At 67.3% G+C, this 23,313-nt stretch carries 23 protein-coding genes and 2 tRNA genes; 12 read left to right on the forward strand and 13 right to left on the reverse strand.

What is annotated here, in order from left to right:
* Positions 1-16: 16 nt before the first annotated feature.
* Complete coding sequence (locus ACQ7HM_RS05420) at positions 17-697, reverse strand: aminodeoxychorismate/anthranilate synthase component II (protein WP_434215191.1); 681 nt, start codon at positions 695-697, stop codon at positions 17-19.
* A 183-nt stretch (positions 698-880) separates the two neighbouring features.
* Between ACQ7HM_RS05420 and crgA the strand changes: the two genes are divergently transcribed.
* Positions 881-1,171, forward strand: coding sequence for a cell division protein CrgA (gene crgA / locus ACQ7HM_RS05425; RefSeq protein ID WP_434215192.1), 291 nt, complete (start codon positions 881-883; stop codon positions 1,169-1,171).
* 75 nt (positions 1,172-1,246) lie between these two features.
* The gene (locus tag ACQ7HM_RS05430; protein WP_434215193.1) at positions 1,247-1,735 is read left to right on the forward strand and encodes a PH domain-containing protein; all 489 of its coding nucleotides are present in this window, start codon (positions 1,247-1,249) and stop codon (positions 1,733-1,735) included.
* A gap of 27 nt (positions 1,736-1,762) precedes the next feature.
* Here ACQ7HM_RS05430 and ACQ7HM_RS05435 read toward each other — a convergent pair whose 3' ends face one another.
* Complete coding sequence (locus ACQ7HM_RS05435) at positions 1,763-2,485, reverse strand: rhomboid family intramembrane serine protease (RefSeq protein WP_434215194.1); 723 nt, start codon at positions 2,483-2,485, stop codon at positions 1,763-1,765.
* Positions 2,486-2,640: 155 nt separating this feature from the next.
* Positions 2,641-3,168: a peptidylprolyl isomerase gene (locus tag ACQ7HM_RS05440; RefSeq protein WP_434215195.1), complete on the reverse strand. Its 528-nt coding sequence runs from the start codon at positions 3,166-3,168 to the stop codon at positions 2,641-2,643.
* A gap of 134 nt (positions 3,169-3,302) precedes the next feature.
* On the opposite strand from ACQ7HM_RS05440, the gene ACQ7HM_RS05445 reads away from it, so the two are divergent.
* Both ACQ7HM_RS05445 and ACQ7HM_RS05450 read left to right on the forward strand, forming a co-directional pair.
* Positions 3,303-3,767, forward strand: a complete 465-nt coding sequence (locus ACQ7HM_RS05445) for a hypothetical protein (protein WP_434215196.1) — start codon at positions 3,303-3,305, stop codon at positions 3,765-3,767.
* Positions 3,768-4,046: 279 nt separating this feature from the next.
* Positions 4,047-4,454, forward strand: coding sequence for a DUF4190 domain-containing protein (locus ACQ7HM_RS05450; RefSeq protein WP_434215197.1), 408 nt, complete (start codon positions 4,047-4,049; stop codon positions 4,452-4,454).
* Between the two features lie 25 nt (positions 4,455-4,479).
* On the opposite strand, the gene ACQ7HM_RS05455 is transcribed toward ACQ7HM_RS05450, so the two are convergent.
* The 10 genes from ACQ7HM_RS05455 to dnaA form a co-directional block, all read right to left on the reverse strand.
* A tRNA-Ala gene (locus tag ACQ7HM_RS05455) sits at positions 4,480-4,552 on the reverse strand.
* Positions 4,553-4,677: 125 nt separating this feature from the next.
* Positions 4,678-4,751: transfer RNA gene (locus ACQ7HM_RS05460), tRNA-Ile, on the reverse strand.
* 54 nt (positions 4,752-4,805) lie between these two features.
* On the reverse strand, positions 4,806-5,888 hold the full coding sequence (locus tag ACQ7HM_RS05465) for a DUF3566 domain-containing protein (protein ID WP_434215198.1): 1,083 nt from the start codon (positions 5,886-5,888) through the stop codon (positions 4,806-4,808).
* A gap of 53 nt (positions 5,889-5,941) precedes the next feature.
* A complete protein-coding gene (gene gyrA / locus ACQ7HM_RS05470) occupies positions 5,942-8,455 on the reverse strand; it encodes a DNA gyrase subunit A (RefSeq protein ID WP_434215199.1) in 2,514 nt (837 codons plus the stop codon).
* Between the two features lie 54 nt (positions 8,456-8,509).
* Positions 8,510-10,558 (reverse strand): DNA topoisomerase (ATP-hydrolyzing) subunit B, encoded by a 2,049-nt coding sequence (gyrB, locus tag ACQ7HM_RS05475; protein WP_434215638.1) that lies wholly within the window; start codon positions 10,556-10,558, stop codon positions 8,510-8,512.
* Between the two features lie 328 nt (positions 10,559-10,886).
* Positions 10,887-11,378: a DUF721 family protein gene (locus tag ACQ7HM_RS05480; RefSeq protein ID WP_434215639.1), complete on the reverse strand. Its 492-nt coding sequence runs from the start codon at positions 11,376-11,378 to the stop codon at positions 10,887-10,889.
* A gap of 50 nt (positions 11,379-11,428) precedes the next feature.
* Positions 11,429-12,619 carry a DNA replication/repair protein RecF gene (gene recF / locus ACQ7HM_RS05485; protein ID WP_434215200.1) on the reverse strand — a complete coding sequence of 397 codons (1,191 nt, stop codon included), beginning with the start codon at positions 12,617-12,619 and terminating at the stop codon, positions 11,429-11,431.
* A gap of 6 nt (positions 12,620-12,625) precedes the next feature.
* Positions 12,626-13,516, reverse strand: coding sequence for a phosphogluconate dehydrogenase (NAD(+)-dependent, decarboxylating) (gnd, locus tag ACQ7HM_RS05490; RefSeq protein WP_434215201.1), 891 nt, complete (start codon positions 13,514-13,516; stop codon positions 12,626-12,628).
* A 66-nt stretch (positions 13,517-13,582) separates the two neighbouring features.
* Positions 13,583-14,746, reverse strand: coding sequence for a DNA polymerase III subunit beta (dnaN, locus tag ACQ7HM_RS05495; protein WP_434215202.1), 1,164 nt, complete (start codon positions 14,744-14,746; stop codon positions 13,583-13,585).
* Between the two features lie 545 nt (positions 14,747-15,291).
* Positions 15,292-16,806 carry a chromosomal replication initiator protein DnaA gene (dnaA, locus tag ACQ7HM_RS05500; protein WP_434215203.1) on the reverse strand — a complete coding sequence of 505 codons (1,515 nt, stop codon included), beginning with the start codon at positions 16,804-16,806 and terminating at the stop codon, positions 15,292-15,294.
* A gap of 604 nt (positions 16,807-17,410) precedes the next feature.
* Here dnaA and rpmH point away from each other — a divergent pair.
* The 8 genes from rpmH (at position 17,411) to ACQ7HM_RS05540 (ending at position 23,158) form a co-directional block, all read left to right on the forward strand.
* Complete coding sequence (gene rpmH / locus ACQ7HM_RS05505; RefSeq protein ID WP_045824938.1) at positions 17,411-17,554, forward strand: 50S ribosomal protein L34; 144 nt, start codon at positions 17,411-17,413, stop codon at positions 17,552-17,554.
* A gap of 53 nt (positions 17,555-17,607) precedes the next feature.
* The gene (rnpA, locus tag ACQ7HM_RS05510) at positions 17,608-18,024 is read left to right on the forward strand and encodes a ribonuclease P protein component (protein WP_434215204.1); all 417 of its coding nucleotides are present in this window, start codon (positions 17,608-17,610) and stop codon (positions 18,022-18,024) included.
* Positions 18,025-18,098: 74 nt separating this feature from the next.
* Positions 18,099-18,407 carry a membrane protein insertion efficiency factor YidD gene (gene yidD / locus ACQ7HM_RS05515; RefSeq protein ID WP_434215640.1) on the forward strand — a complete coding sequence of 103 codons (309 nt, stop codon included), beginning with the start codon at positions 18,099-18,101 and terminating at the stop codon, positions 18,405-18,407.
* Between the two features lie 4 nt (positions 18,408-18,411).
* Complete coding sequence (yidC, locus tag ACQ7HM_RS05520; protein ID WP_434215205.1) at positions 18,412-19,605, forward strand: membrane protein insertase YidC; 1,194 nt, start codon at positions 18,412-18,414, stop codon at positions 19,603-19,605.
* Between the two features lie 82 nt (positions 19,606-19,687).
* The gene (locus tag ACQ7HM_RS05525; protein ID WP_434215206.1) at positions 19,688-20,278 is read left to right on the forward strand and encodes a protein jag; all 591 of its coding nucleotides are present in this window, start codon (positions 19,688-19,690) and stop codon (positions 20,276-20,278) included.
* Between the two features lie 75 nt (positions 20,279-20,353).
* Entirely contained in the window at positions 20,354-21,034 is a 681-nt protein-coding gene (gene rsmG / locus ACQ7HM_RS05530; protein WP_434215207.1) for a 16S rRNA (guanine(527)-N(7))-methyltransferase RsmG, read from the forward strand.
* A gap of 103 nt (positions 21,035-21,137) precedes the next feature.
* Positions 21,138-22,145, forward strand: a complete 1,008-nt coding sequence (locus ACQ7HM_RS05535) for a ParA family protein (protein WP_434215208.1) — start codon at positions 21,138-21,140, stop codon at positions 22,143-22,145.
* Positions 22,142-23,158, forward strand: coding sequence for a ParB/RepB/Spo0J family partition protein (locus ACQ7HM_RS05540; RefSeq protein WP_434215209.1), 1,017 nt, complete (start codon positions 22,142-22,144; stop codon positions 23,156-23,158). Before ACQ7HM_RS05535 ends, ACQ7HM_RS05540 begins: the two co-directional genes overlap by 4 nt.
* The last annotated feature ends 155 nt before the right edge of the window (positions 23,159-23,313 follow it).

The raw sequence follows: 23,313 nt of genomic DNA on the forward strand, positions 1-23,313 counted from the left end.
GGGGCGGGGCTCAGGCTCAGGCACCGACGGCAGCGGCCGCGGTCTCCTCGAGCCGCGACACGAGCGTCTCGTCGATCTCGAATCCACTGATTCGCAACCAGTTCGCGAGCATCCGGTGCCCGCCCTGGGTCAGCACACTCTCGGGGTGGAACTGCACCCCGTGGATGGGCAGGTCGCGATGGGCCATGGCCATCACGATGCCGGTCTCGGTCCGCCCGGTGACGACGAGTTCGGCGGGGATCGTCTCGGGTACCACCGTCAGCGAGTGATAGCGCGTCGCGATGAACGGGTCGGGGAGCCCCGTGAGCACACCGCTCGCGTCGTGGAACACCGTCGAGGTCTTGCCGTGCAGCAGTTCCGGCGCGCGATCGACCGTGGCCCCGAACGACGCGCCGATCGCCTGGTGCCCCAGGCATACGCCGAGCAGCGGTGTCCCGGTGCGCGCGGCGACGTCGACGAGCGGCATGGTGGCACCCGCGCGCTGTGGGGTGCCGGGGCCGGGGCTGAGGAGGATCGCGTCGAACCGCTCGGCGACGGCGTCGAGATCGGACAACCGCTCGTCGTCGTTGCGCCACACCGTCGCGGTCACGCCCAATTGCCCCAGGTACTGCACGAGGTTGTAGACGAAGCTGTCGTAGTTGTCGACGACCAATACCGACGGGACCGATACCGACGGACCGCCGTTCTGAGTGCTCACGCCGCCACGCTACCGCCGCGGACGGTGCGTTCTCACATCGGTTTCTCGCCGTGATCGGTGGGAAACGGCCGGTGGGATACCGTGGGGACACCGAATCCGTGAGCACCACCGACCCCCATCGAGTCGCCCCAGATGCCACCCCGCGAGGGGTGCGGCCGACCGAGGTTTCACAGCGAGGAAGACATGCCGAAGTCCAAAGTCCGGAAGAAGACCGATTACACCATCAACCCGGCGAGCCGTACGCCGGTGAAGGTGAAGGCCGGTCCCTCGAGCCAGATCTACGTGACCGCGATGCTCGGCCTCATGCTGATCGGTCTCGCATGGTTGATCGTGTTCTACCTCGTCGCGACCCCGTCGAGCCTCGGTGCCGACGGCAAGCTGCTGCACTGGATGTACAACCTCGGTGCCTGGAACTTCCTCATCGGCTTCGGCTTCATGATCACCGGGCTTCTCATGACGATGAAGTGGCGCTGACGGCTCCGACGTCGGCTCTCTCCCCAACCTGGGGAATGACATGTGTGTAATTCATCCACATTGGGGATAGAGGCTGTGGACAACTCCGCGTCGTGGGCCACACCTGTGCCCGTGGGCTGTGCACTGACCGTCGGGGGCGTCGTGTTGCTCGCCGCGGCCGCACTGTCCGGATCGGACCCTGCGGGCCTGGTCATCATGGGTGTCGCGGGCCTGTTGCTGATCTCGCTGGGGGTGTCGTCGCTGCTGATCCGGCCGCGCCTCGCCGCGACGCGCGAAGCGCTCACCGTGCGCACCGTCACCGGTCGTCACACCTACCCGCGGGCGTCGATCGACCGGATCCGCGTGGTCAGCTACCCCCGTTTCGGGCGGCGGGTACCCAATCTGGAGATCGACGTCCTCGGCGAGGCGACCGGTAACGGGTCGGACGAGAAACTGGTGATCCTCGGTCGGTGGGAACTGGGGGCGGCACCGGTCGACGTCGCCGAGGCGTTGGCCGATCTGGGCCACGACATCACCGACAGCAAGGACCTGCGCTACCGCGGGGGCGATCCCGAGGACTCGTAGCGGACTCGACCGCCGGGGTCGTGCCGGTCAGACGGTGGCGACGGCGACCGCGCTGATGGCGATGGCCACCAGGGTGAGCGCCACGATCGCGATCCATCCGACGCGGCTCGCGGCCGCCGCGGTGCGTCGTCCCTCCGGAAGCACCCAGCGAGGCGCCATCAGGACGCCTGTCGTGGCGGCGGCACCGAAGGCCAGACCTCCGAGGTGCGCCCACAGCGAGATGTTGGGTATCGACAGCGATATGACGATGTTGATCGCGATCAGCGCGACGATCTGACCGGCCGGCAGCTTCGCGCGCAGCACGGCCACGAGCAGCCCGCCCATCACGCCGTAGATGGCTCCGGACGCCCCGGCGGTCGCGGCGTCGGGCGAGAACACCGACACCGCCGCGCTACCGCCGAACAGCGCGGTCACGTAGATGCCGAGGAAGCGTTTGGATCCGATCGCCATCTCGAGATCGCGGCCGAGGATGTACAGGGTCAGCATGTTCAGACCGACGTGGATCACCGAGAAGTGCAGGAACCCCGAGGTGAACAGGCGCCAGTACTCGCCCTGTTCGACGAGGGGGCCGAAGAGGACGCCGTCGAAGAACACACGTGACGTGCCGGGCCCGACGTCGGAGGCACTGTGCGCCTGCGCGGCGGTCAGCACGAAGATCACCAGGTTGACCGCGATCAGCCCGTAGGTGACGAGCGGTCGGGTGGCGCCCATCATGCGGGCGGCGGGAACGCTGCCGGCGGCCTGGCGCACACAGTCGACGCAGTGCTGCCCGACGGCCGCCGGGGTCAGGCACTGCGGGCACGCCGGACGCCCGCACCGGCTGCAGGCGAGACCCGTCGGACGGTCGGGGTGGCGGACACAGACCGCCGCCGGGGGGTGATACCCCGGCGGCGGTGGGTACTGATTCAGCTGATCTCGATCTTCTCGATGATCACGTCGTCGAGCGGCTTGTCGCGACGGTCGGTCGGAGCGGTCGCGATCTTGTCGACGACGGCCTGCGAGTCCTTGTCGGCGACGACACCGAAGATCGTGTGCTTGCGGTTGAGGTGCGGCGTCTTGGTGACGGTGATGAAGAACTGCGAGCCGTTGGTGCCCGGGCCGGCGTTCGCCATGGCCAGCAGGTACGGCTGGTCGAAGGACAGCTCGGGGTGGAACTCGTCGCCGAACTGGTAGCCGGGTCCGCCGGTACCGGTGCCGGTCGGGTCGCCGCCCTGCAGCATGAAGCCCTCGATGACGCGGTGGAAGACCGCGCCGTCGTAGAACGGGCCGCTGTCGCCGCCGGAGGCGTTCGGCTGGCTGTAGTCCTTGCTGCCGGTGGCCAGACCGGTGAAGTTCTCGACGGTCTTCGGCGCGTGGTTGCCGAAGAGGTCGATGACGATGTCGCCCTGGTTCGTGTGCAGGGTCGCGGTCGCGGTTTTCTGTGGTGTACTCACCCCTCCATGGTGCCACCCGCCCCCGTGTCGGCGTCCCGCGGTTCACACCGGCCTGGCAGGGTGGAGCCAACAGTGTCCGCATCCGCGGGAGGCGACGTAGGTCGACGGCACGTCGACGGGAAGAGGTGGCTGCCGTGATCGGTACCTCAGATGTTCGAGACAAGGGCCTCGCGCATGCCGCGACCGGCTCGCAGCATCCCGTGCGGTCGGCCGTCGGGTCGGCCGCGTTGGGCTATGTCGCGCCGTGGTCGACGCCGGTGCGGATGATCACCTCCCGCCTGCTGGCCCGTCGCGCAGCCCGCAAGAACTCATCGGAGAAGGGTGCGACGACGCCGTCGATCCCGCGCATCTCGGTGCCCACGCCGTCGCTGCCGTCGGTCCCGAAGCCGAGCCTGCCGTCGGTCGTCACGCGTGAGAGCCCGTCACGCCGCGCGCGCACCGGCCTCATCGTGCTCGGGATCGCCGTGGTGGCCGGTGGCGGTGCCGCGGCCGTCGCGCTGCGCTCGGGCCGCCGGACACCGCCGCCCGTGGCCGCGCATCCGCCCCGGGTCGAGGACGTCCCCACGTCGGCCGCCGACGGCGCCGGCCGCTCCGAGTAGCTTGTAGGCGTGCATCCACAGGACGGGCGTTACGACAGCGGTCACCCCGACGCCGGGCGATTCGACCCTCGACGCCCCGCGGCGCCGAACCAGCCCGACCCCCGACGGGGTGATCAGCGTCCACCGACCGGTCCACAGCATCGTCAGGCCCCGCCGCCACCCGGTGCCGGTCGACCCGGCCCGGCGCACGGCGCCCCGCAACATCCGGATCGGCCGCGCCCCGAGCAACGGCCTCCGTTCGACCGCGACGGTTCGCAGACCCGCGCACAGCCACCCGGTGTGCTGAGCGGTCCGGGGGCCACGGCGAACGCCGCCTATTCGATGATGTCCGAGCGCCGTCCGGCCGAGCCCCACCCCTCCGAGGCACAGACAGAAGTCCATGATCCCTACCGCCCCGCCGAGTTCATCAGACCCGACGCCGAGGCCGAGCAGGAGTCCGAGGCGATGAGCGCCGCACCCCGCAACTCGACCAACAAGTTGTCCGTCGTCGCGTTGATCCTGTCGTTCCTGGGGATCACCTCGATCTTCGGCGTCATCTGCGCCTACGTGTCCCGCCGACAGATCCGCGAGAGCAAGGAGCAGGGCTCGTCGCTGGCGACGGCCGCGCTCTGGATCGGATGGTTCTACATCTTCGCCGCGGTGCTGTGCCTCGTGGTGTACTTCGCCATCGCCGGCCAGGGTTCGTGACGCGCGACGCGCGTGAAAGAGGTTGTGGAGCCTAGGAGATTCGAACTCCTGACATCTGCCTTGCAAAGGCAGCGCTCTACCAACTGAGCTAAGGCCCCGTGCCAGATCGCTCTAGCGGGTGGGGAGGGAATGCCACACGATCGTGTTCCGCTTCGACTCGGCGACGAGCCCGACGACCAGCGTCGTCACCAGCCCGACCACCACGACAACGATCTTGACCACGTGGGCCTAGGAGGACTTGAACCTCCGACCTCTTCGTTATCAGCGAAGCGCTCTAACCGCCTGAGCTATAGGCCCGTGAACCTCGGAAAGATTACCGACTGTCCGCGTCAGAAACAAAACCGGCGCCGATCAGTCGCGGTCGGCCAGGGTGATCTCGACACCGCCCACGAGGTCGGCGCTCATGTTGTAGATGAACGCACCCACCGTGGTGAGGGCGGTGAACACCACGACGTAGACCGCTCCGACGAGCGCGGCGATGCCGAACACACCGCCGGCGGTGATCTGGAACGAGGTGTCGGCGGTGGTGTCGCTCGACACCAGCGTGCCGAACGAGCTGTTCACCTGGTCCCAGACGCCCATGCCGTCGAGGATCACGTACAGCACGCCGATCGCGATCATCCAGATGAGGAACAGCGCGATCGCGAGCACCGACGAGATCTTGAACGTCGACCACGGGTCGACACGTCGCAGCTGCACGGCCGCGCGCAACGGACCACGCGGTCCGGGGGCCACCGACTCCACCGAACGGAACGCCGCGCCCGACTGCGGCGCCTGTGCGGTCGGTGCCGTGGTCGGATGGTGGATCGCGTCGAGATCGGGCAGATCCTCGGGGATGTCGCTGCGATCGATGTTGCGGGTCGGACCGTCGATGACCTTGCCGGCCAACGAGTTCCGACCCCGATTCGCCTGCGGCTGCCCCGACTGACCCACGTTGCCCTGCGCGTCGAGCTTCGAGATCGGCGCCCGCTCGGTCGGGCCGGCCGACTGCTGACCCGACGGCTTCGGTGCCGCGGTCCCCGTCACCAGCGGCCGGTACGGCTTGGGGTTCGCCGGCTGCTGACCGGTGGCTGCCGCCTGACCCGACGCAGGCGCCTGGTCGGGACGGTTGGGTTGCACCGGACCGCCTGTCGGCGGCAACTGCGAACCGACACGCTGCCACGGCGGCTTCCCGCCGGCTCCGGTACCCGAGGACGGACGCTGCGCGTCGGCATCGGAGGCCGACGGACGGGCATCACCGTTGGTCGCACCCGCTGCACCGTTGCCGCCGGGGTCGCCCTGCGGGCGATCGGCCACCGATGCGCCGGGACGGCCGGGCGTCCGCGACCACTCACCGGTGGAAACTCCGCGATCGTCGGTGTTCCGATCGCCGTGGGGGCCACCGACCGGGTCGGACCCTGTGCGCTGTCCGTCGGGCTCGTTGGGTGTGGTCACCTTATTCCTTCACCTCGTGTGTGCGGTGTCTGCCGATGGAGACGATGTCCGCGCTACCGCCCGTCGGACGAACCGTCGATCTCGTCGGGCTCGTCGGCGTTGCGGGCAATTGCCAAGAGCGTAGTTCCTTCGTCGAGGTTCATCAGGCGGACGCCCTTCGTCTGACGACCGGCCTTGCGCACCTGCTTCGCCAACGTGCGGATCACGCCACCGTTGGAGGTGATGGCGTAGACCTCGCTGTTGTCGTCGACGATGAGGGCACCCACCAGTTCGCCGCGCCTGCGGTCGTACTGGATGGTGAGAACACCCTTGCCGCCGCGCCCCTGTACCGGATAGTCCTCCATGGCCGTGCGCTTGGCGTAGCCGCCGGCGGTGGCCACCAGCAGGTACGTCCCCTCGACGACCACGTTGAGTGACAGCAGCTGATCGTCGTCGTTGAACCGCATGCCCTGCACGCCGGAGGTCTGCCGACCCATCGGGCGCAACGCCTCGTCGGTCGCGCTGAAGCGGATCGACTGGCCCTTGGTCGACACCAGCAGCAGGTCGTCGGACGAGCTGCACAACTGGGCACCGACGAGCTCGTCCTCGCCGCGCAGGTTGACCGCGATGATGCCGCCGGAGCGGCTCGAGTCGAAGTCGACCAGACGGGACTTCTTGACGAGACCTCCGCGGGTCGCCAGCACCAGGTAGGGGGCGTCCTCATAGCTCTTGATCTGGATGACCTGAGCGATGCGTTCCTCGGGCTGGAAGGCCAACAGGTTCGCGACGTGCTGGCCGCGCGCGGTGCGATTGGCCTCGGGCAACTCGTAGGCCTTCGCGCGGTACACCCGACCCTTGGTGGTGAAGAACAGGATCCAGTCGTGGGTGGAGCACACGAAGAAGTGCCGCACGATGTCGTCCTGCTTGAGCCCGGCACCCTGCACGCCCTTGCCGCCACGCTTCTGGCTGCGGTAGAGGTCGGTCTTGGTGCGCTTGGCGTAGCCGGTCTCGGTGATCGTGACGACGACGTCCTCACGCGCGATGAGGTCCTCGTCGGTGACGTCACCGTCCGCGGCGATGATGCGGGTGCGCCGCTCGTCGCCGAACTTCTCGACGACCTCGGTCAGCTCATCGCGCACGATCGCGCGCTGGCGTTCGGGCTTGGCGAGGATGTCGAGGTAGTCGGCGATCTCGAGCTCGATCTCGGCGAGGTCGTCGACGATCTTCTGCCGCTCCAACGCCGACAAACGGCGCAGCTGCATCGCGAGGATCGCGTCGGCCTGGATCTCGTCGATGTCCAGCAGCGTGATCAGACCCGCGCGTGCCTCTTCGGTGTTCGGTGAGGCACGGATCAGCGCGATCACGTCGTCGAGCGCGTCGAGGGCCTTCACCAGGCCGCGCAGGATGTGCGCGCGCTCCTCGGCCTTGCGCAGCCGGTAGCGCGTGCGCCGGATGATCACGTCGAGCTGATGTGCCACGTAGAAGCGGATCATCTGATCGAGGCGCAGGGTGCGCGGCACCCCGTCGACGATGGAGAGCATGTTGGCGCCGAAGCTCGTCTGCAGCTGGCTGTGCTTGTAGAGATTGTTCAGCACGACCTTGGCGACGGCGTCGCGCTTGAGCGTCACGACGATCCGCATGCCGACGCGGTCCGACGACTGGTCCTCGATGCGGCTGATGCCCTTGAGCTTGCCGTCGTTGACCTGCTCGGCGATCGACACGATCATCCGGTCCGGGTTGACCTGATACGGCAGTTCGGTGATCACCAGGGTCGTCGCGCCGGTGCGCGACTCCTCCACGTCGACCACGCCGCGCATGCGGATGCTGCCGCGTCCGGTGGTGTAGGCGTCGATGATCCCCTGCGACCCGACGATGAGACCCGCGGTCGGGAAGTCGGGTCCCTTGATCCGCTCCATGCAGGCGGCCAGCGTCGATTCCTCGTCGGCCTCGTGGTTGTCGAGTGCCCAGAACACCGCGTCGGCGACCTCGGTGAGGTTGTGCGGCGGCATGTTCGTCGCCATACCGACCGCGATACCGCCGGACCCGTTGATCAACAGGTTCGGGATGCGGCTCGGGAGCACCGTGGGCTCCATGGTCTTGCCGTCGTAGTTCGGCGTGAAGTCGACGGTCTCCTCGTCGATGTCGCGCAGCATCTCCATCGCCAGCGGCGTGAGACGGGCCTCGGTGTAGCGCATCGCGGCGGCACCGTCGTCGCCGCGTGAACCGAAGTTGCCCTGGCCGTCGACGAGCGGATACCGCATCGACCACGGCTGCGCGAGACGGACGAGGGCGTCGTAGATCGCGGTGTCGCCGTGCGGGTGGTAGTTGCCCATCGTCTCCGCGACCGGCTTCGCGCACTTGACGTAGCTGCGGTCGGGCCGGAACCCGGCGTCGCCCATGGCGTAGAGAAGTCGACGGTGGACGGGCTTGAGGCCGTCGCGGACCTCGGGCAGCGCGCGGCCCACGATGACGCTCATCGCGTAGTCGATGTAGCTGCGCTGCATCTCCTGCTGGATGTCGACCGGCTCGATGCGGTCTCCGCCGGAGTCGTCGGTGGTGCCGCCCGGCGGCAGGGTGGTGTCGGTCATCAAATCACTTTCGTTGTACGGCGCGGTGTTTCACGTGAAACGAACCGGCGTCGATCACACGTCGAGGAAGCGGACATCCCGTGCGTTGCGGGCGATGAAACTACGGCGGGCGACGACGTCCTCGCCCATGAGGACGCTGAACAGTTCGTCGGCAGCGGCGGCGTCGTCGAGGGTGACCTGGCGCAACACGCGCACGGTCGGGTCCATCGTGGTCTCCCACAGCTCCTTGGCGTTCATCTCACCGAGGCCCTTGTAGCGCTGGATGCCGTCGTCGGTGTTGATCTTCTTGCCCGCGGCGCGGCCGGCCTCGAGCAGTCCGTCGCGCTCGCGGTCGGAGTACGCGAACTCCGGCGCGGCACCCTTCTGCCACTTGAGCTTGAACAGCGGCGGCTGCGCGAGATACACGTGGCCGTGCTCGACGAGCGGCCGCATGAAGCGGAAGAGCAGCGTGAGCAGCAGCGTCGAGATGTGCTGCCCGTCGACATCGGCGTCGGCCATCAGCACGATCTTGTGATAGCGCAGCTTGGCGAGATCGAACTCGTCGTGGATACCGGTGCCGAACGCGGTGATGATCGACTGGACCTCGGTGTTCTTCAGCACCCGGTCGATGCGTGCCTTCTCGACGTTGATGATCTTGCCGCGGATCGGGAGGATCGCCTGGTACATCGAGTCGCGGCCCGACTTCGCGCTGCCGCCGGCCGAGTCGCCCTCCACGATGTAGACCTCGCACTTGGCGGGATCGTTGCTGCGGCAGTCGGCGAGCTTACCCGGCAGACCACCGATGTCGGTCGCGCTCTTGCGCCGCACCAATTCCCGGGCCTTGCGCGCGGCCATGCGGGCCTGGGCCGACCCGACCGCCTTGTTGATGATGATCTTGGCCTCGGCGGGGTTCGACTCGAACCAGTGCGACAGGTGCTCGTTGGCCACCTTCTGCACGAAGCTCTTCACCTCGGTGTTGCCGAGCTTCGTCTTCGTCTGGCCCTCGAACTGCGGGTCGGAGACCTTCACCGAGATCACCGCGGCGAGTCCCTCGCGGATGTCCTCACCGGTGAGCTTGCCGTCCTTCTCCTTGAGGAGTTTCTTGTCGAGCGCGTACTTGTTGACCGTGCTGGTCAGCGCCGACCGGAAACCCTCCTCGTGGGTACCGCCCTCGTGGGTGTTGATGGTGTTGGCGAAGGTGTGCACCGACTCGGAGTAGCCGTCGTTCCACTGCATCGCCAATTCCAGCTCGTGGCCGGTGCCCTTCGCGGTGAAGCTCACGATCGACGCGTGGATCGGCAGCCGCGACTTGTTGCGGTTGTTCAGGTGGGCGACGTAGTCCTCGAGTCCACCCGGGTAGTGGTAGATCTTCGTGCGCGGTTTGCCCGAGACCTCCTTGCGAACGCTCTCGCCGGCGGTGTCGGCGATCTCGATGACGTCGGAGACCTCGGCGGCCGCCTCGCTGTCGATCTCGGCCTGGCTCTTGGGTGCCTCGGCGGTCTCGATGTCCTCGCTGTCGTTGCCGATCTGGGCGGGACGCTCGTCGGTGAGGGTGATGGTGAGCCCCTTGTTGAGGAACGCCATCTCCTGCAGACGCCGCGAGATCGTCTCGAAGCTGTAATCGGTGGTCTCGAAGATCTCAGGATCGGCCCAGAAGCGGGTGGTGGTGCCCTTGCGCCGGGTCGCCGACCCCTTCACCAGCTCTGCGGGCTTGGCGTAGTTGTAGGTCTGCGACCAGTGGAAGCCGTCGCGGTCGATCTCGAGTTCGACCTTCGTCGACAACGCGTTCACCACGGAGATGCCGACACCGTGCAGACCACCCGACACCGCGTACGAATCGGAGTCGAACTTGCCGCCGGCGTGTAGTTGGGTCATGACGACCTCGACCGTGGGGACACCGGTCTTGTGCATCTCGACGGGGATGCCGCGGCCGTCGTCGATGACCTCCACTCCCCCGTTGGCCAGGAGCTTGACGTCGACCTTGCTCGCGTGGCCCGCCATCGCCTCGTCGACCGAGTTGTCCACGACCTCCCAGATGAGGTGGTGCAGGCCGCGCTCACCGGTGGAACCGATGTACATGCCGGGACGCTTGCGAACGGCCTCGAGACCTTCGAGAATGGAGATGGAGTCGGCGCCGTAGCTGCCACTCCCCGCCTTCTTGGCGGGAGCCTTCTTCGGGGCCGCCTTCTCGGGCTGGGACTTCTCCGGCGTGATCGCCGAGGAGTTCTCGTTGTCGGGGGTGTCGCTGGTGTCGGCCACGGGTGGGGTCCGCTCCTCAATCGTGTCAGGACGTGCTCGTCGAAACCCCTCTCGGGGCACTCCCTCCATAGTACTGCCTCAGGCGTCCGAGAACGGCCGTCCATGGTGTCTGACGCGCCCACAGACCGAATTTCTCGACATTTCCTAGGGGCGATTGTGGGCGCAGACCGTCACGCACCTCTGAAGGGCTGTTTCAGCCGTAGGTGTCGCGCGGCCCGCGACCCCGTACGTGCCGTTCTCCCTTGCGCCACGACGGCGCCTTCGGTCCGGTGATCCGCAACTGCGTGACCACGCCGTTTCCGACCGCCGCGGCGATCTTGGCGATGATCTGGCCCTGGATCAGTCGCAGCTGCGTCGCCCACGCCGTCGATTCCGCCGTGACGTAGAGAATCTTGTCGCGCAGATCGGTCGGTTGCGCATGAGCGGAGATGTCGGGACCGACGATCCGTGACCAGGCGCCGAACACCGTCCCCTCACCGATCTTGTCGCCCCATCCACGGTCGCGCGACAGTGAACCGGTGAGTCGACCCAACGGCTGCGGATCGCGGGGATCGGGTCCCGAACCCGAGTACCCGCCGCGGCGACCCCCTGTGCGACGCCGGACCGGCGACGACCGTCCCTGACCGACCGACTTGCCCGCCGCACGTGCCGCGTCGCGGGCCTCCTCGAGCGCCTTGCGCGCCATGGCATGCCCGCTGCTCGGCTCCCCGTCCCCCTCGACGCGCGGATCGTCGCTCACCGGTCACCCTCCTCGAGCAGATACGACTCCCGACCGCCGGACTCCGGTGAGGACTCCCGCACCCCGACCGCGATGCGACGCCCACCGATGGCGGCCGGGATGTCCTCGGCGACCGCCGCGGTGATGATGACCTGTTCCACCGACGCCGCGAATCGGGACAGCGCCGCGCGCCGGGAGGCATCCAGTTCGGCGAACACGTCGTCGAGCATCACCACCGGCTCGGCACCGTCGGACCGGATGAACTCCACCGAACCCAGACGCATCGCCAACGCCAGCGACCACGATTCCCCGTGACTGGCAAAGCCTTTCGCCACCTGGCCGGCGATCACGACGTCGATGTCATCACGGTGCGGACCCACCAGACACACCCCGCGTTCGATCTCCTTCTTGCGTGCCTCGACCAACCGCGTCAGCAACACGGCCTCGATGTACTCGACATCGGCGACGGAACCGTCGGTCGGCACGATGTCGTCTCCGACGCTCGGCCGGTACCGCAGATCGACCGGCCTCGACTGGGGCGCGAGCGTCGCGTACTCGGCGGCGACCAACGGTCGCAACCGTTCCACGACGTCGATCCGGCCGGCGGTGACCTCGGCGCCGAATCGTGCGAGCTGCGTGTCCCACACATCGAGGGTGCTGATCACCGACGCCGCCGACTCGCCACCGGACCGCATCGCCGACGCCGCGGTCTTCAACAGCGCCGATCGCTGTCGCAACACCCTGTCGTAGTCGCTGCGCGCCGCCACCATCCGGGGACCCGCGAGAGCGGCCAGCTCATCGGCGAACCGACGACGGTCCGACGGCTCGCCCCGGACCAGCGCCAGATCCTCGGGGGCGAAGAGCACGGTGCGCAGGATGCCGACGATGTCGCGCGCCCGACGCGAGGGTGCGCCGTTCACCGACGCGCGGTTGGCCTTCCCCGGGGTGATCTGTACCTCGGCGGTGAGTTCACGTCCGCCGTTGATCACCGTCGCCGACGCGGTTGCCGACTGCGCACCGGTTCGGACCAGAGAGGCGTCCGTGCTGACCCGGTGGGAACGGAGGGTGGAGAGATACTGCAACGACTCGACGAGGTTGGTCTTCCCGAAGCCGTTGCGCCCCACGAAGATCGTCGGTTCCGCGGCAAGGTCCAGCGAGACCTCGGTCCACGAGCGGAAGTCGCGCAGCCGCAGGGTGCGGACGAACACGTGCTCTCAGCTACCGGACGGCTTCACCGAGTGACCGCCGAACTGGTTGCGCAGGGCCGACACGGCCTTGAGGGTCGGGGAACCGCTCTCCTGTCGCGACGCGAACCGCGCGAAGAGTGCGGCCGAGATGACGTTGGCCGGTACCGAGTGGCGGATCGCCTCCTCCACCGTCCATCGACCTTCGCCGGAATCGGTGGTGTAGTCGGAGATCTCGGCGAGCCCGGGGTCCTCCTGCAGCGCCTTCACCAGGAGATCGAGCAACCACGAACGAATGACCGTGCCGTGCGTCCACGCCTGCAGCGTGCCCGCGACGTCGTCGATGAGCGGCTCCGCGGTGAGCAGCTCGTAGCCCTCCCCGTAGGCGTGCATCAATCCGTACTCGATGCCGTTGTGCACCATCTTGGCGTAGTGACCGGCGCCGACCGGACCCGCGTGGACGAAGCCGTCGGCGCGGTCGCCCTCGGGACGCAACGCATCGAAGATGGGCATGGCACGTTCGATGTGGTCGGCCGCCCCTCCGGCCATGAGTCCGTAACCGTTGGCCAGACCCCACACGCCACCGGACACACCACAGTCGATGTATCCGATTCCCTTGGCGTCCAACAACTCCGCGTGCGGGGCGTCGTCGGTGTAGCGGGAGTTGCCTCCGTCGATCACGAGGTCACCGGGCGAGAGGACCTTCGACAACGTCTCCACCGTCTCACGGGTGGGATCGCCCGAGGGGACCATGACCCACACGACGCGGGGCGCCGACAACGCACCGGCGAGCTCCTCGAGCGATGCGACATCGGTGACCTCGGGCCGGGGGTCGTACCCGATGACCTCGTGCCCGGCACCCTTGATGCGCTCACGCATGTTGGCACCCATCTTGCCCAGACCGATCAGTCCGAGTTGCATGGTGCGTCCTCTCGTCGGAAAACGGTGCGACACCGGCACATCATCGGACCGGAGGCGCGGTGTCGATCAGCCCGGAAGGCGAACCGGCATCAGCAGATACGTGAAATCGCTGGCCGGAGCGGCGTAGGCGCCGCTGTCGTCGGGAACCGGTGCGTCGCCGGTCGAGGGACGCAGCACCGCGGGCCGACTCGGGGTGGTGAACCCGAAGTCCACCGACGTGGTGTGGAGCGCGGCCAGTCCGTCGAGGAGGTAGGTCGGATTGAAGGCGATGGTCAGCGGATCGCCGTAGAACGACACCGCGACCTCCTCCTCGGCCTTGCCCGCGTCGTCCCCGCCCGCCGTGAGCAGGACCGAACCGTCGGTGAACTCCAGACGCACCTGCGCACCGCGTTCGGCGACGAGCGCGACGCGTTTGATGGCGTCGGTCAGCGCGCTGATCTCGATGGTGGCCATCGAGGTGTGCGACGGCGGCAACAACTGACGGAACTTCGGGAACTCCGCGTCGAGCAGACGCGTCGTGGTCTGGCGGCCCTGACCGAGGATGCCGAGCAGACCGTCGCTACCGATGCTGCCGGCGGAACCGAGCGCCAGCGACACCGGCGTGCCGTCGGAGCCCGCGGACTTCGCCGACTCGGAGAGCGTCTTCGCCGGGACGAGCACGGCGGCGGTGTCGCCGGAGGTGGGCTGCCAGGTGAGCTCGCGGACGGCGAGACGGAACCGGTCGGTCGCGGCCAGCACGACGGTGTCGTTCTCGATCTCGACCCGGATACCGGTCAGCATCGGCAGGGTGTCGTCCTTGCCTGCGGCGATCGCGACCTGGGTGATGGCCTCGGCGAAGACCTCGGCCGGGACGGTGCCGGTCACGGTCGGGACCTCGGGCAGCGTCGGGTAGTCCTCCACCGGCATCGTCGGCAGGGAGAAACGTGAACTGCCACAGGTGATCGCGACACGCGAACCGTCGAGTGCGACGTCGACCGGCTTGGCCGGCAGGGCGCGGGTGATGTCGGCGAGCAGCTTGCCCGACACCAACACCCGGCCTTCGTCGGCCACCTCGGCGGAGATGTCGACCTGGGCCGAGACCTCGTAGTCGAAGCCCGAGACGGTCAGGCCGGTGTCGCCGGCGGTCAGCACGACACATCCGAGAACCGGGACCGGGGGTCGGCTGGGCAGGCTTCGCGCGACCCAGGCCACGGAGTCGGCGAATTCGTCGCGTGTCACACGGAACTTCACAGCGATCGACCCTCCCGATCGGTCCGATCCTCCATAGCGACGAATGCCCTTCCCTGTCGGTGTCGATCGGCCGGTGGACCGAACCCCTGGTGGACCCTGCGTCGGCCAGTGGGCACCACTCTAGAACGGACCGGCGCCGATCGTGGCAAACGGGTGGAGCTTGCACCCGAGCAGGTGACGGCGGGTGCGGCGAGGGGTGTGGACGAACGGTCTGTGCACATCGCTTCTTATAAAGAGAAGTGAAAGAGAGTGAATATCAATAGTCATAGGCACTGTGGAATCTGTGGACCGAGCGTGTCCCGCCCAGTTGGGACGCGGTGCAGGTCTGTGTATGACACGTGGAGTGTTGCCACCGGTTCGGCCCGACGTTGTGCACGTGTTGATGTTCGTTCACCTCGGTCCACCGTTGCTCCACAGTTTCGTGCGGTTATCCACCGAGTTATCCACAGCTGGGGAATGACAGAACGGAGCCTGCGCGGTGGGTCGAGAGGTGTCATCGGATCTCGACCCGAGGTCGAGAGATGCGGTGTCGAGGGCGGGCGAGATCAGGTGCGCGAGCGCTGTTTGATGCGCGCGGTGAGTTCCTGGACGTAGTCGTAGACCTTGCGGCGCTCGGCCATCTCCTTGCGGATCTTCTTGTCCGCGTACATGACCGTGGTGTGGTCGCGATCGAAGGTCTCGCCGATCTTGGGCAGGGAGAGGTCGGTGAGTTCGCGACACAGGTACATCGAGATTTGACGGGCCTGCGCGAGCGACCGGGTCTTACCCGGTCCCCGCAGTTCGTCGACGCTGATGCCGAAGTACTCCGCGGTGATGGCGAGGATGGCCGGTGCGTTGATCTCGACGTTGCCGGTGTCGGGCAGCAGGGCCTGCAGGACGATCTCGGCCAGCGCCAGGTTCAGCTCGGCGTTGTTCAGCGAGGCGAAGGCCGTCACGCGGATGAGTGCGCCCTCGAGTTCGCGGATGTTGCGTTCGATCTTCGAGGCGATGAGCTCCAGCACGTCGTCGGGGACCTGCAGGCTGTCCATCTGCGCCTTCTTGCGCAGAATGGCGATGCGGGTCTCGAGTTCGGGCGGCTGGACGTCGGTGATGAGGCCCCACTCGAAACGCGTACGCAGTCGGTCCTCGAGGGTCGCGAGCTGCTTGGGCGGGCGATCCGACGACACGACGATCTGTTTGTTCGCGTTGTGGAGGGTGTTGAAGGTGTGGAAGAACTCCTCCTGGATACCTTCCTTGCCGACCAGGAACTGGATGTCGTCGACCAGGAGGACGTCGACATCGCGGTAGCGACGTTTGAACGCCACGCGGCGGTCGTCACGCAGCGAGTTGATGAAGTCGTTCGTGAACTCCTCGGTCGACACGTACTTCACGCGCATCCCAGGGAACAGACGCTGCGCGTAGTGGCCGGCCGCATGGAGCAGATGCGTCTTGCCCAGGCCCGACTCACCCCAGATGAACAGCGGGTTGTACGCCCGCGCCGGTGCCTCGGAGATCGCGACGGCCGCGGCGTGCGCGAAACGGTTCGACGCCCCGATGACGAAGGTGTCGAACGTGTACTTGGGGTTGAGGCTGCTGGGCTCACCGGGACTGGGGTGGAAGTACGTCGACCAGTCGCCGTCGGCGGACCGACCGTCGGCCGGCGGGAGGCCGCTGCCGAGGACGCCGTCGATCCGGGGGGTGTCGTGGAGGTAGTCGTTCGTGTCGCGTCGGTCGGCGAACGTGTCGGGGAGCGTGTCCAACGCGGCACTCACGTCGAGTGGCGTGTGCACGGACGACGACTCCGCATCGGGATCGATACGGACACCGAGATCGACCTCGGCGCCGAGGTGTCGGCTGAGCGAGGCGCGGATCGGCTCGCGCAGGGTGCGTTCGATCTGTTCCTGGACCAGCGCCGACGGCACCGCGAGCAAGGCGAACCCCTCGGCGAGGGTGAGGGGCTGCACCAGCGACAGCCAGGCCTTCTGCTGACGGGTGAGGGAATCACCGAGGGTGTCGTCGGCCGTGAGTTCGACGAGGACCTGTTGCCAGATGTCGCCGAAGGTGTCGCGGTCGGAACTCATCGTGACCCCTCCTCGAGACGGCGATCGTCCGTGGTGGGCCGTATCGCGTGGCCCATCGTCGCGTACCGACCGACGTTTGTCCACACGGTTATCCACAGGTGTGGACAGATACGGAAGAGGCGTCGACCAGGCCGAACCACCTCGGCGCCGACGACATCGGGCGATCCCGGAGGACCACGGCGACCGGTTGTCCCCAGGCCGCGCGAGGAGCGATGAACCCCTCGCCGAACGATGTGCTCGTGGAAAGCTAACAGACGTCCGACGGAGTCTCAACCGTTCGGTAGGCACATTTCGGGCCGAAGTTCCCGACACCCCGTGTCCACGGCGTGTCGTCCCAGGTCGGCTCGTCCTGATCGGCCCCGGTGGCCGTCGTCGGGCACCTCGTCGGCGGTTTGACCGGCTTCGACGCGGTCAGTACTCTCGAACGGTCGCCGAGGTGTGGGTCTTCTCGTGCGCGCCGCCCGTTTCGAACCCGCCGATTTCTGGCGGTGTCATCGGCCTGGGTGGACGTACGGGCGCACGACCGAACCCGGCATGAGACCACCAGATAAACGGGTGTCGAGGACGCATGTCTTCTCCGATGCCCCGACAACGAGGAGTTCCCGTGGCCAAGGGCAAGCGGACCTTTCAGCCGAACAACCGCCGTCGCGCGCGCGTGCACGGCTTCCGTCTGCGCATGCGGACACGTGCCGGCCGTGCCATCGTCAACGGCCGTCGCCGCAAGGGCCGCGCGGGCCTGACTGCCTGATTCGTCTGTCCGTCCGTGTCGTAGCCGACGCGGACGCACTGTCGAATGCACCGGTGCTCGCCCGACATCAGCGGATCTCGCAGAGGTCCGACTTCAGTCGCACACTTCGACACGGGGTGCGCGTCCGTCGTCGTGACCTCATGACGTATGTCCTGGTCAGCCCGGACGTGTGGCCGGACTCGCGCGGGGTCCGTGTCGACGTCGCCGAGCCCGCCGGCCCTCGTGTCGGTCTCATCGTGAGCAAAGCGGTCGGCAACGCCGTGGCCCGTCATGCCGTGGCCCGGCGCCTCCGCGCGGCCAGTGCCGAGGCTCTGCAAGGTGTGAGCACCCCGTCCACGGTGGTGATCCGCGCGCTCCCTACTGCGGCTGATGTATCAGAAACCGTTTTGGCGCAACAGGTCTCGGCGGCAGTCGACAGATCCGGCCTGGTGCGGACACCGTCCGCAACCGCCACCGGTGCAGCGCTGTGAACCCCGGGGGCTGGCTGCGGAGGGCACTGATCTTTCTCGTGCGTGCCTACCAGACGTGGATCTCCCCCACCCGCATGCCCAGTTGTCGCTTCGAACCGACGTGCAGTTCCTACGCCGTCGAAGCCCTCGACGAATGGGGCGCCATCCGCGGCGGCGCACTGTCGATCTGGCGTCTGCTCAAGTGCGGGCCCTGGCACAAACCCGGCTATGACCCCGTCCCCGAACGGAACAGGCACCATGGACTGGTGACCGGCGAGCCGGCCGGCGACGATCCGAACCCCCGCGTCTCCGACGCCGATACATCAAGCGTCTCCGACGCTGAACAAAGGTGCGTCTCCGACGCCTCGACAAGGTGCGTCTCCGACGCAGTGAGGAGCAACTGACACCGTGCTCAACTTCATCTACTGGCCGGTCTCGGGAATCATGTGGGTCTGGCACTGGGTGTTCAGCCACATCCTCCCCGACTCCCCCGGCGGCAGCGGTATCGCGTGGGCGCTCTCGGTGATCTTCCTCGTCTTCACCCTGCGTGCGATTCTCTACAAGCCGTTCGTGAAGCAGATCCGGACCACGCGGCAGATGCAGGAGATCCAGCCTCAGCTGCAGGCGATCCGTAAGAAGTACGCGAAGGATCGCGTCAAGATGACCGAAGAGATGCAGAAGCTCCAGAAGGAGCACGGCTTCAACCCGCTCCTCGGGTGTCTGCCGATGCTCGCGCAGATCCCGGTGTTCATCGGTCTGTTCCACGTCCTGCGGTCGTTCAACCGCATGGGAACCGGGTTCGGCCAGCTCGGTATGAGCGCAGAGCAGACCCGGTCGATCGGCAACTACGCCTTCAACGCCGATCAGGTCCAGAACTTCCTCGACGCCCGCCTCTTCGGTGTGCCCCTGTCGGCCGCGATCTCGCAGCCGAAGTCCGAGTGGGTCGCCTTCAGCGCCGACGGTGTCATCGACTTCACGCGGAACCACATCATCTACCTCGTGATCCCGCTGGTGATCATCTCGTCGATCGCGACGCACATGAACTCCCGTGCCTCGGTCGCCCGCCAGGGCGCAGCCGCACTCGAGAACCCGCAGACCGCGATCATGAACAAGCTCGCGCTCTACGTCTTCCCCCTCGGCATCCTGGTGTCCGGTGCGTTCTTCCCCGTGGCCATCCTCCTGTACTGGGTGAGCAACAACCTCTGGACCTACGGACAGCAGCACATCGTCTTCAACCGCATCGAGAAGGAAGACGCGGAGAAGAAGGCTGCCAAGCAGGAGAAGCTGAAGGCCAACGCGCCCAAGCCCGGCGCCCGTCCCGACCGCGCCAAGAAGAAGGTCGACACCGGTACCTCCGACGCCGCCGACGCGAACGGTTCGTCGGCCAACGGTGACGGCAAGGCCGCGGCGTCGGGCGGCGCCAACGGATCGCCGTCGAACGGCAACGGCTCGTCCCCGAACCTGTCGAAGGGCGCAGGCAAGGCCACGAACGGCACTGCGTCGAACGGTTCGTCCGGTGGTGCGAAAGCAACTGCCGGGGCGAAGCCACGTCCCGGACAGAAGCCGGCGACGACGCAGCAGCGCAGACGCAAGCGGCGCTGAGCGCCCTCGCGATTACTCCGCACGACCGCCACGACCGGTCGGCGGACCGACTTGTACACACACGATTCGAAGGTGAGAACACATGACGGCAGAGACGAGCGACGCCGACGTCGCTGAGATCGAGACCACGGACGAGATCGTCGCCGAGGACAGCGGCGCCCCCGACGCGACTGCAGACGTCGACTCGGAGGACGGCGACACCGGCAGCGGCGACGACCATCTCGTCGAGGAGGGTGAGGTGGCTGGTGACTACCTCGAGCAGCTGCTGGATCTCCTGGACTTCGACGGTGACATCGACCTCGACGTGGACGGTGACCGCGCGATCGTGAGCATCGATGGCGGCCGCGATCTGGTGAAGCTTGTCGGCAAGAACGGAGAGGTGCTCGATGCTCTGCAGGAGCTGACACGCCTCGCCGTGCAGCAGGCGACCGGTGAGCGGTCGCGTCTCATGCTGGATGTCGCGAACTGGCGCGCCGATCGTCGTCAGCGGCTGTCGGCCCTGGGCACCGAGGTCGCTCAGCGCGTCGTCGAGAACGGCGGTCGTGAGGAGCTCGACCCGATGACCCCGTTCGAGCGGAAGATCGTGCACGATGCGGTCGCCGCCGTCGACGGAGTGATCAGCGAGAGCGAGGGCGTTGAGCCCAAGCGCCGCGTCGTGGTCATCAAGCGCTGACCCTCCCCCACTCGACACCCACAGGGCCCCGGTTACGCCGGGGCCCTGTGGCGTTTCTGCCTCATCCCGGAAAGGATGTTTCACGTGAAACACGACCCCGAGTTCGACGACCCCGCCGTCGCGGCCGCCGCCCACATGATGTTCGGTCGCCGCATGGATGCCGCCGCCACCTATCGTGACTTCCTCGCCGACGCGGGTGTCGTGCGCGGACTGATCGGTCCGCGCGAGGTCGACCAGATGTGGTCGCGTCACGTGTTGAACTGTGCGGCGGCGGCCGAGGTGATCGCTGCAGATGCCCGACTCGTCGACATCGGCAGCGGAGCCGGCCTACCGGGGATCCCTCTGGCCCTTGCTCGCCCCGACCTCCGGGTGACATTGGTGGAGCCCCTCCTCCGACGGTACGAGTTCCTCACGGAGATCATCGGGATCCTCGACATCGACGTGCAGGTGATCCGCGGACGTGCCGAGGACAAGGACGTCGTGTCGTCGGTGGGCGGTGCGGATGTGGTGACCTCGCGCGCGGTGGCGCCCTTGGACCGGCTCGCGCGGTGGTCTCTGCCGCTCCTGCGTACCGGTGGAGAGCTCGTCGCGATCAAGGGTTCGTCGGCCGGCGAGGAGATCGAGAAGCATCGCGCCGCGCTGTCACGGGCTGGTCTGGGCGAGCTGCGCGTGGAGTCGTGTGGTGCCGATAGTCTTGCCGTGGCGACGACGGTGGTCCGCGGCGAGTACCGCGGGAAGCCGGGCAAACGTCGGTGACCGTGGCGCTCTCGAAGGTGCGATCACGTCTGTCCGGTGGGATTGGTGCGGTGTGGAGGTTGGGCGCAGAATGTTGAGCAAGCGGGGTCGAAGGAGAGTGGCTGTGGGTCAGGTTCCACCCGACGGAGGTGCCCCCTCCGGCGCGGTCGTCTCCGACGCCGACCGCAACGTTTCACGTGAAACACCGCGCAACGTTTCACGTGAAACCACCGAGAAGTATCACGACACCCCGATCGCTGCCGCTGCCGAGCGCGCCAGCCAGGTCCTCACCAAGGGCATGGCAGGGCGACTCCCCCGTCCGGTCGAACCCCGCATCATCACGGTCGCGAACCAGAAGGGCGGCGTCGGCAAGACGACGACGTCGGTGAACATCGCGGCCGCCTTGGCGCTGCACGGTCTGGGCGTCCTGGTGATCGACCTCGACCCCCAGGGCAATGCGAGCACAGCCCTCGGGATCGACCACCGTGATCCCGACATCTCCTCGGTGTACGAACTGCTGCTCGGGGAGATCACCCTCGCGGAGGCGATGCAGGCCTCGCCCGCGCACGAGCGACTGTTCTGCGTCCCCGCCACCCTCGATCTCGCGGGTGCAGAGATCGAACTGGTGTCGATGGTCGCTCGCGAGACCAGACTCCGGAACGCCATCGATCTCGAGACCATCCGCGCACACGACATCGACTATGTGATCATCGACTGCCCGCCCTCGCTGGGCCTGCTGACGGTCAACGCGATGGTTGCGGCCCGAGAGGTACTCATCCCGATCCAGTGCGAGTACTACGCCCTCGAAGGTGTGGGACAGCTGTTGTCGAACATCGAGCTCGTGCAGGCTCACCTCAACAAAGATCTCTGGGTGTCCACCGTGCTGCTCACCATGTACGACGGCCGGACCAAACTCGCCGACCAGGTCGCCGACGAGGTCCGTCGTCACTTCGGCGACAAGGTGCTCACCACGGTGATCCCCCGCAGCGTCAAGGTCTCCGAGGCGCCCGGTTTCGGCATGACCATCATCGAATACGACCCCGGATCGCGCGGCGCCATGAGCTATCTCGACGCCGGACGTGAACTCGGGATGCGCGCCTCGTCGACGGGGCAGGAGGACGGCACCGCATGACACAGCGCAAAGGCGGCCTGGGGCGAGGCCTCGCAGCACTGATTCCCACCGGTCCCGACGAGGGTCCACGGCTGGGTGCGGCCGCCGCGGACGTCGTTCTCGGGGAGGCACCACGCAAGGGTGGGGCGGCTCGTACCGCTTCCACGGCCGCAGCCGCGGAGTCGCCGATCGATCCGGCAACCGAGGCCGGCGCGGTCTATCGGGAGATCCCCCCGACCCACATCCAGCCGAATCCGCAGCAGCCGCGCACCGCGTTCGACGAAGAGGCTCTCGCCGAACTCGTCCACTCGATCCGCGAGTTCGGGCTGATGCAGCCCATCGTCGTGCGTCGTCTGCCCTCCCCTGTCGGCGACATCGCCTATCAACTGGTGATGGGCGAGCGCCGCTGGCGCGCCAGTCAGGTCGCGGGACTCACCGCGATCCCGGCCATCGTGCGTGAGACGCAAGACGAGGACATGCTCCGGGACGCGCTCCTGGAGAACATCCACCGGGTGCAGTTGAATCCCCTCGAAGAGGCGGCCGCCTATCAGCAGCTGCTCGAGGAGTTCGGCGTGACGCACGACGAGCTGGCGACGCGCCTCGGGCGTTCCCGGCCCGTCGTCACCAACATGATCCGCCTGCTGAAGCTGCCGATCCCCGTGCAGCGCCGTGTGGCCGCGGGGGTCCTGTCGGCCGGACATGCCCGCGCGCTTCTGTCGCTGGAGGGTGGGTCGGATCTGCAGGAGGCGCTCGCTGCGCGCGTCGTCGCCGAGGGCATGTCGGTCCGCGCCACCGAAGAAGCGGTGACACTCGCCAATCACGACGGGCCGGCTGCCGCGCCGAGTGCGCCGACCAAGCGCAAGCCGATGCTGATGCCGGGTCTGCAGGACGTGGCCGAGAGGCTCTCCGACCGCCTCGACACGCGCGTGACGGTGTCCCTCGGGAAGCGGAAGGGCAAGATCGTGGTCGAATTCGGTTCGGTCGACGACCTCGAACGCATCGTGGACCTCTTGGCGAAAAATGACGCGCAGTGACCGCGTCGGAGCACGTACACCGGCCAGGGGGCGAAACGTCACTGTGACGGAGTGTTGTCGGTGGACCCGTCCGGCGGTCCACAATTGTTGTGGCGCAACAGAATCGGGACATGGCGCGCGCCGCGACCTCGCGTCCACGTTCGAGGCCGCCGGGA

The sequence above is a fragment of the Williamsia sp. MIQD14 genome, from assembly GCF_051025635.1.
Taxonomy (GTDB): Bacteria; Actinomycetota; Actinomycetes; order Mycobacteriales; family Mycobacteriaceae; genus Williamsia_A.

Bases quoted from the DNA above. Each gene is read 5' to 3' on its own strand.
- ACQ7HM_RS05525 (WP_434215206.1), top strand. From the start codon at position 19,688: ATGACGGCAGAGACGAGCGACGCCGACGTCGCTGAGATCGAGACCACG.
- yidD (WP_434215640.1), top strand. From the start codon at position 18,099: ATGCCCAGTTGTCGCTTCGAACCGACGTGCAGTTCCTACGCCGTCGAA.
- ACQ7HM_RS05540 (WP_434215209.1), top strand. From the start codon at position 22,142: ATGACACAGCGCAAAGGCGGCCTGGGGCGAGGCCTCGCAGCACTGATT.
- gyrA (WP_434215199.1), bottom strand. From the start codon at position 8,455: ATGACCGACACCACCCTGCCGCCGGGCGGCACCACCGACGACTCCGGC.
- gnd (WP_434215201.1), bottom strand. From the start codon at position 13,516: ATGCAACTCGGACTGATCGGTCTGGGCAAGATGGGTGCCAACATGCGT.
- ACQ7HM_RS05480 (WP_434215639.1), bottom strand. From the start codon at position 11,378: ATGGCGCGCAAGGCGCTCGAGGAGGCCCGCGACGCGGCACGTGCGGCG.
- crgA (WP_434215192.1), top strand. From the start codon at position 881: ATGCCGAAGTCCAAAGTCCGGAAGAAGACCGATTACACCATCAACCCG.
- rsmG (WP_434215207.1), top strand. From the start codon at position 20,354: ATGTTTCACGTGAAACACGACCCCGAGTTCGACGACCCCGCCGTCGCG.
- dnaA (WP_434215203.1), bottom strand. From the start codon at position 16,806: ATGAGTTCCGACCGCGACACCTTCGGCGACATCTGGCAACAGGTCCTC.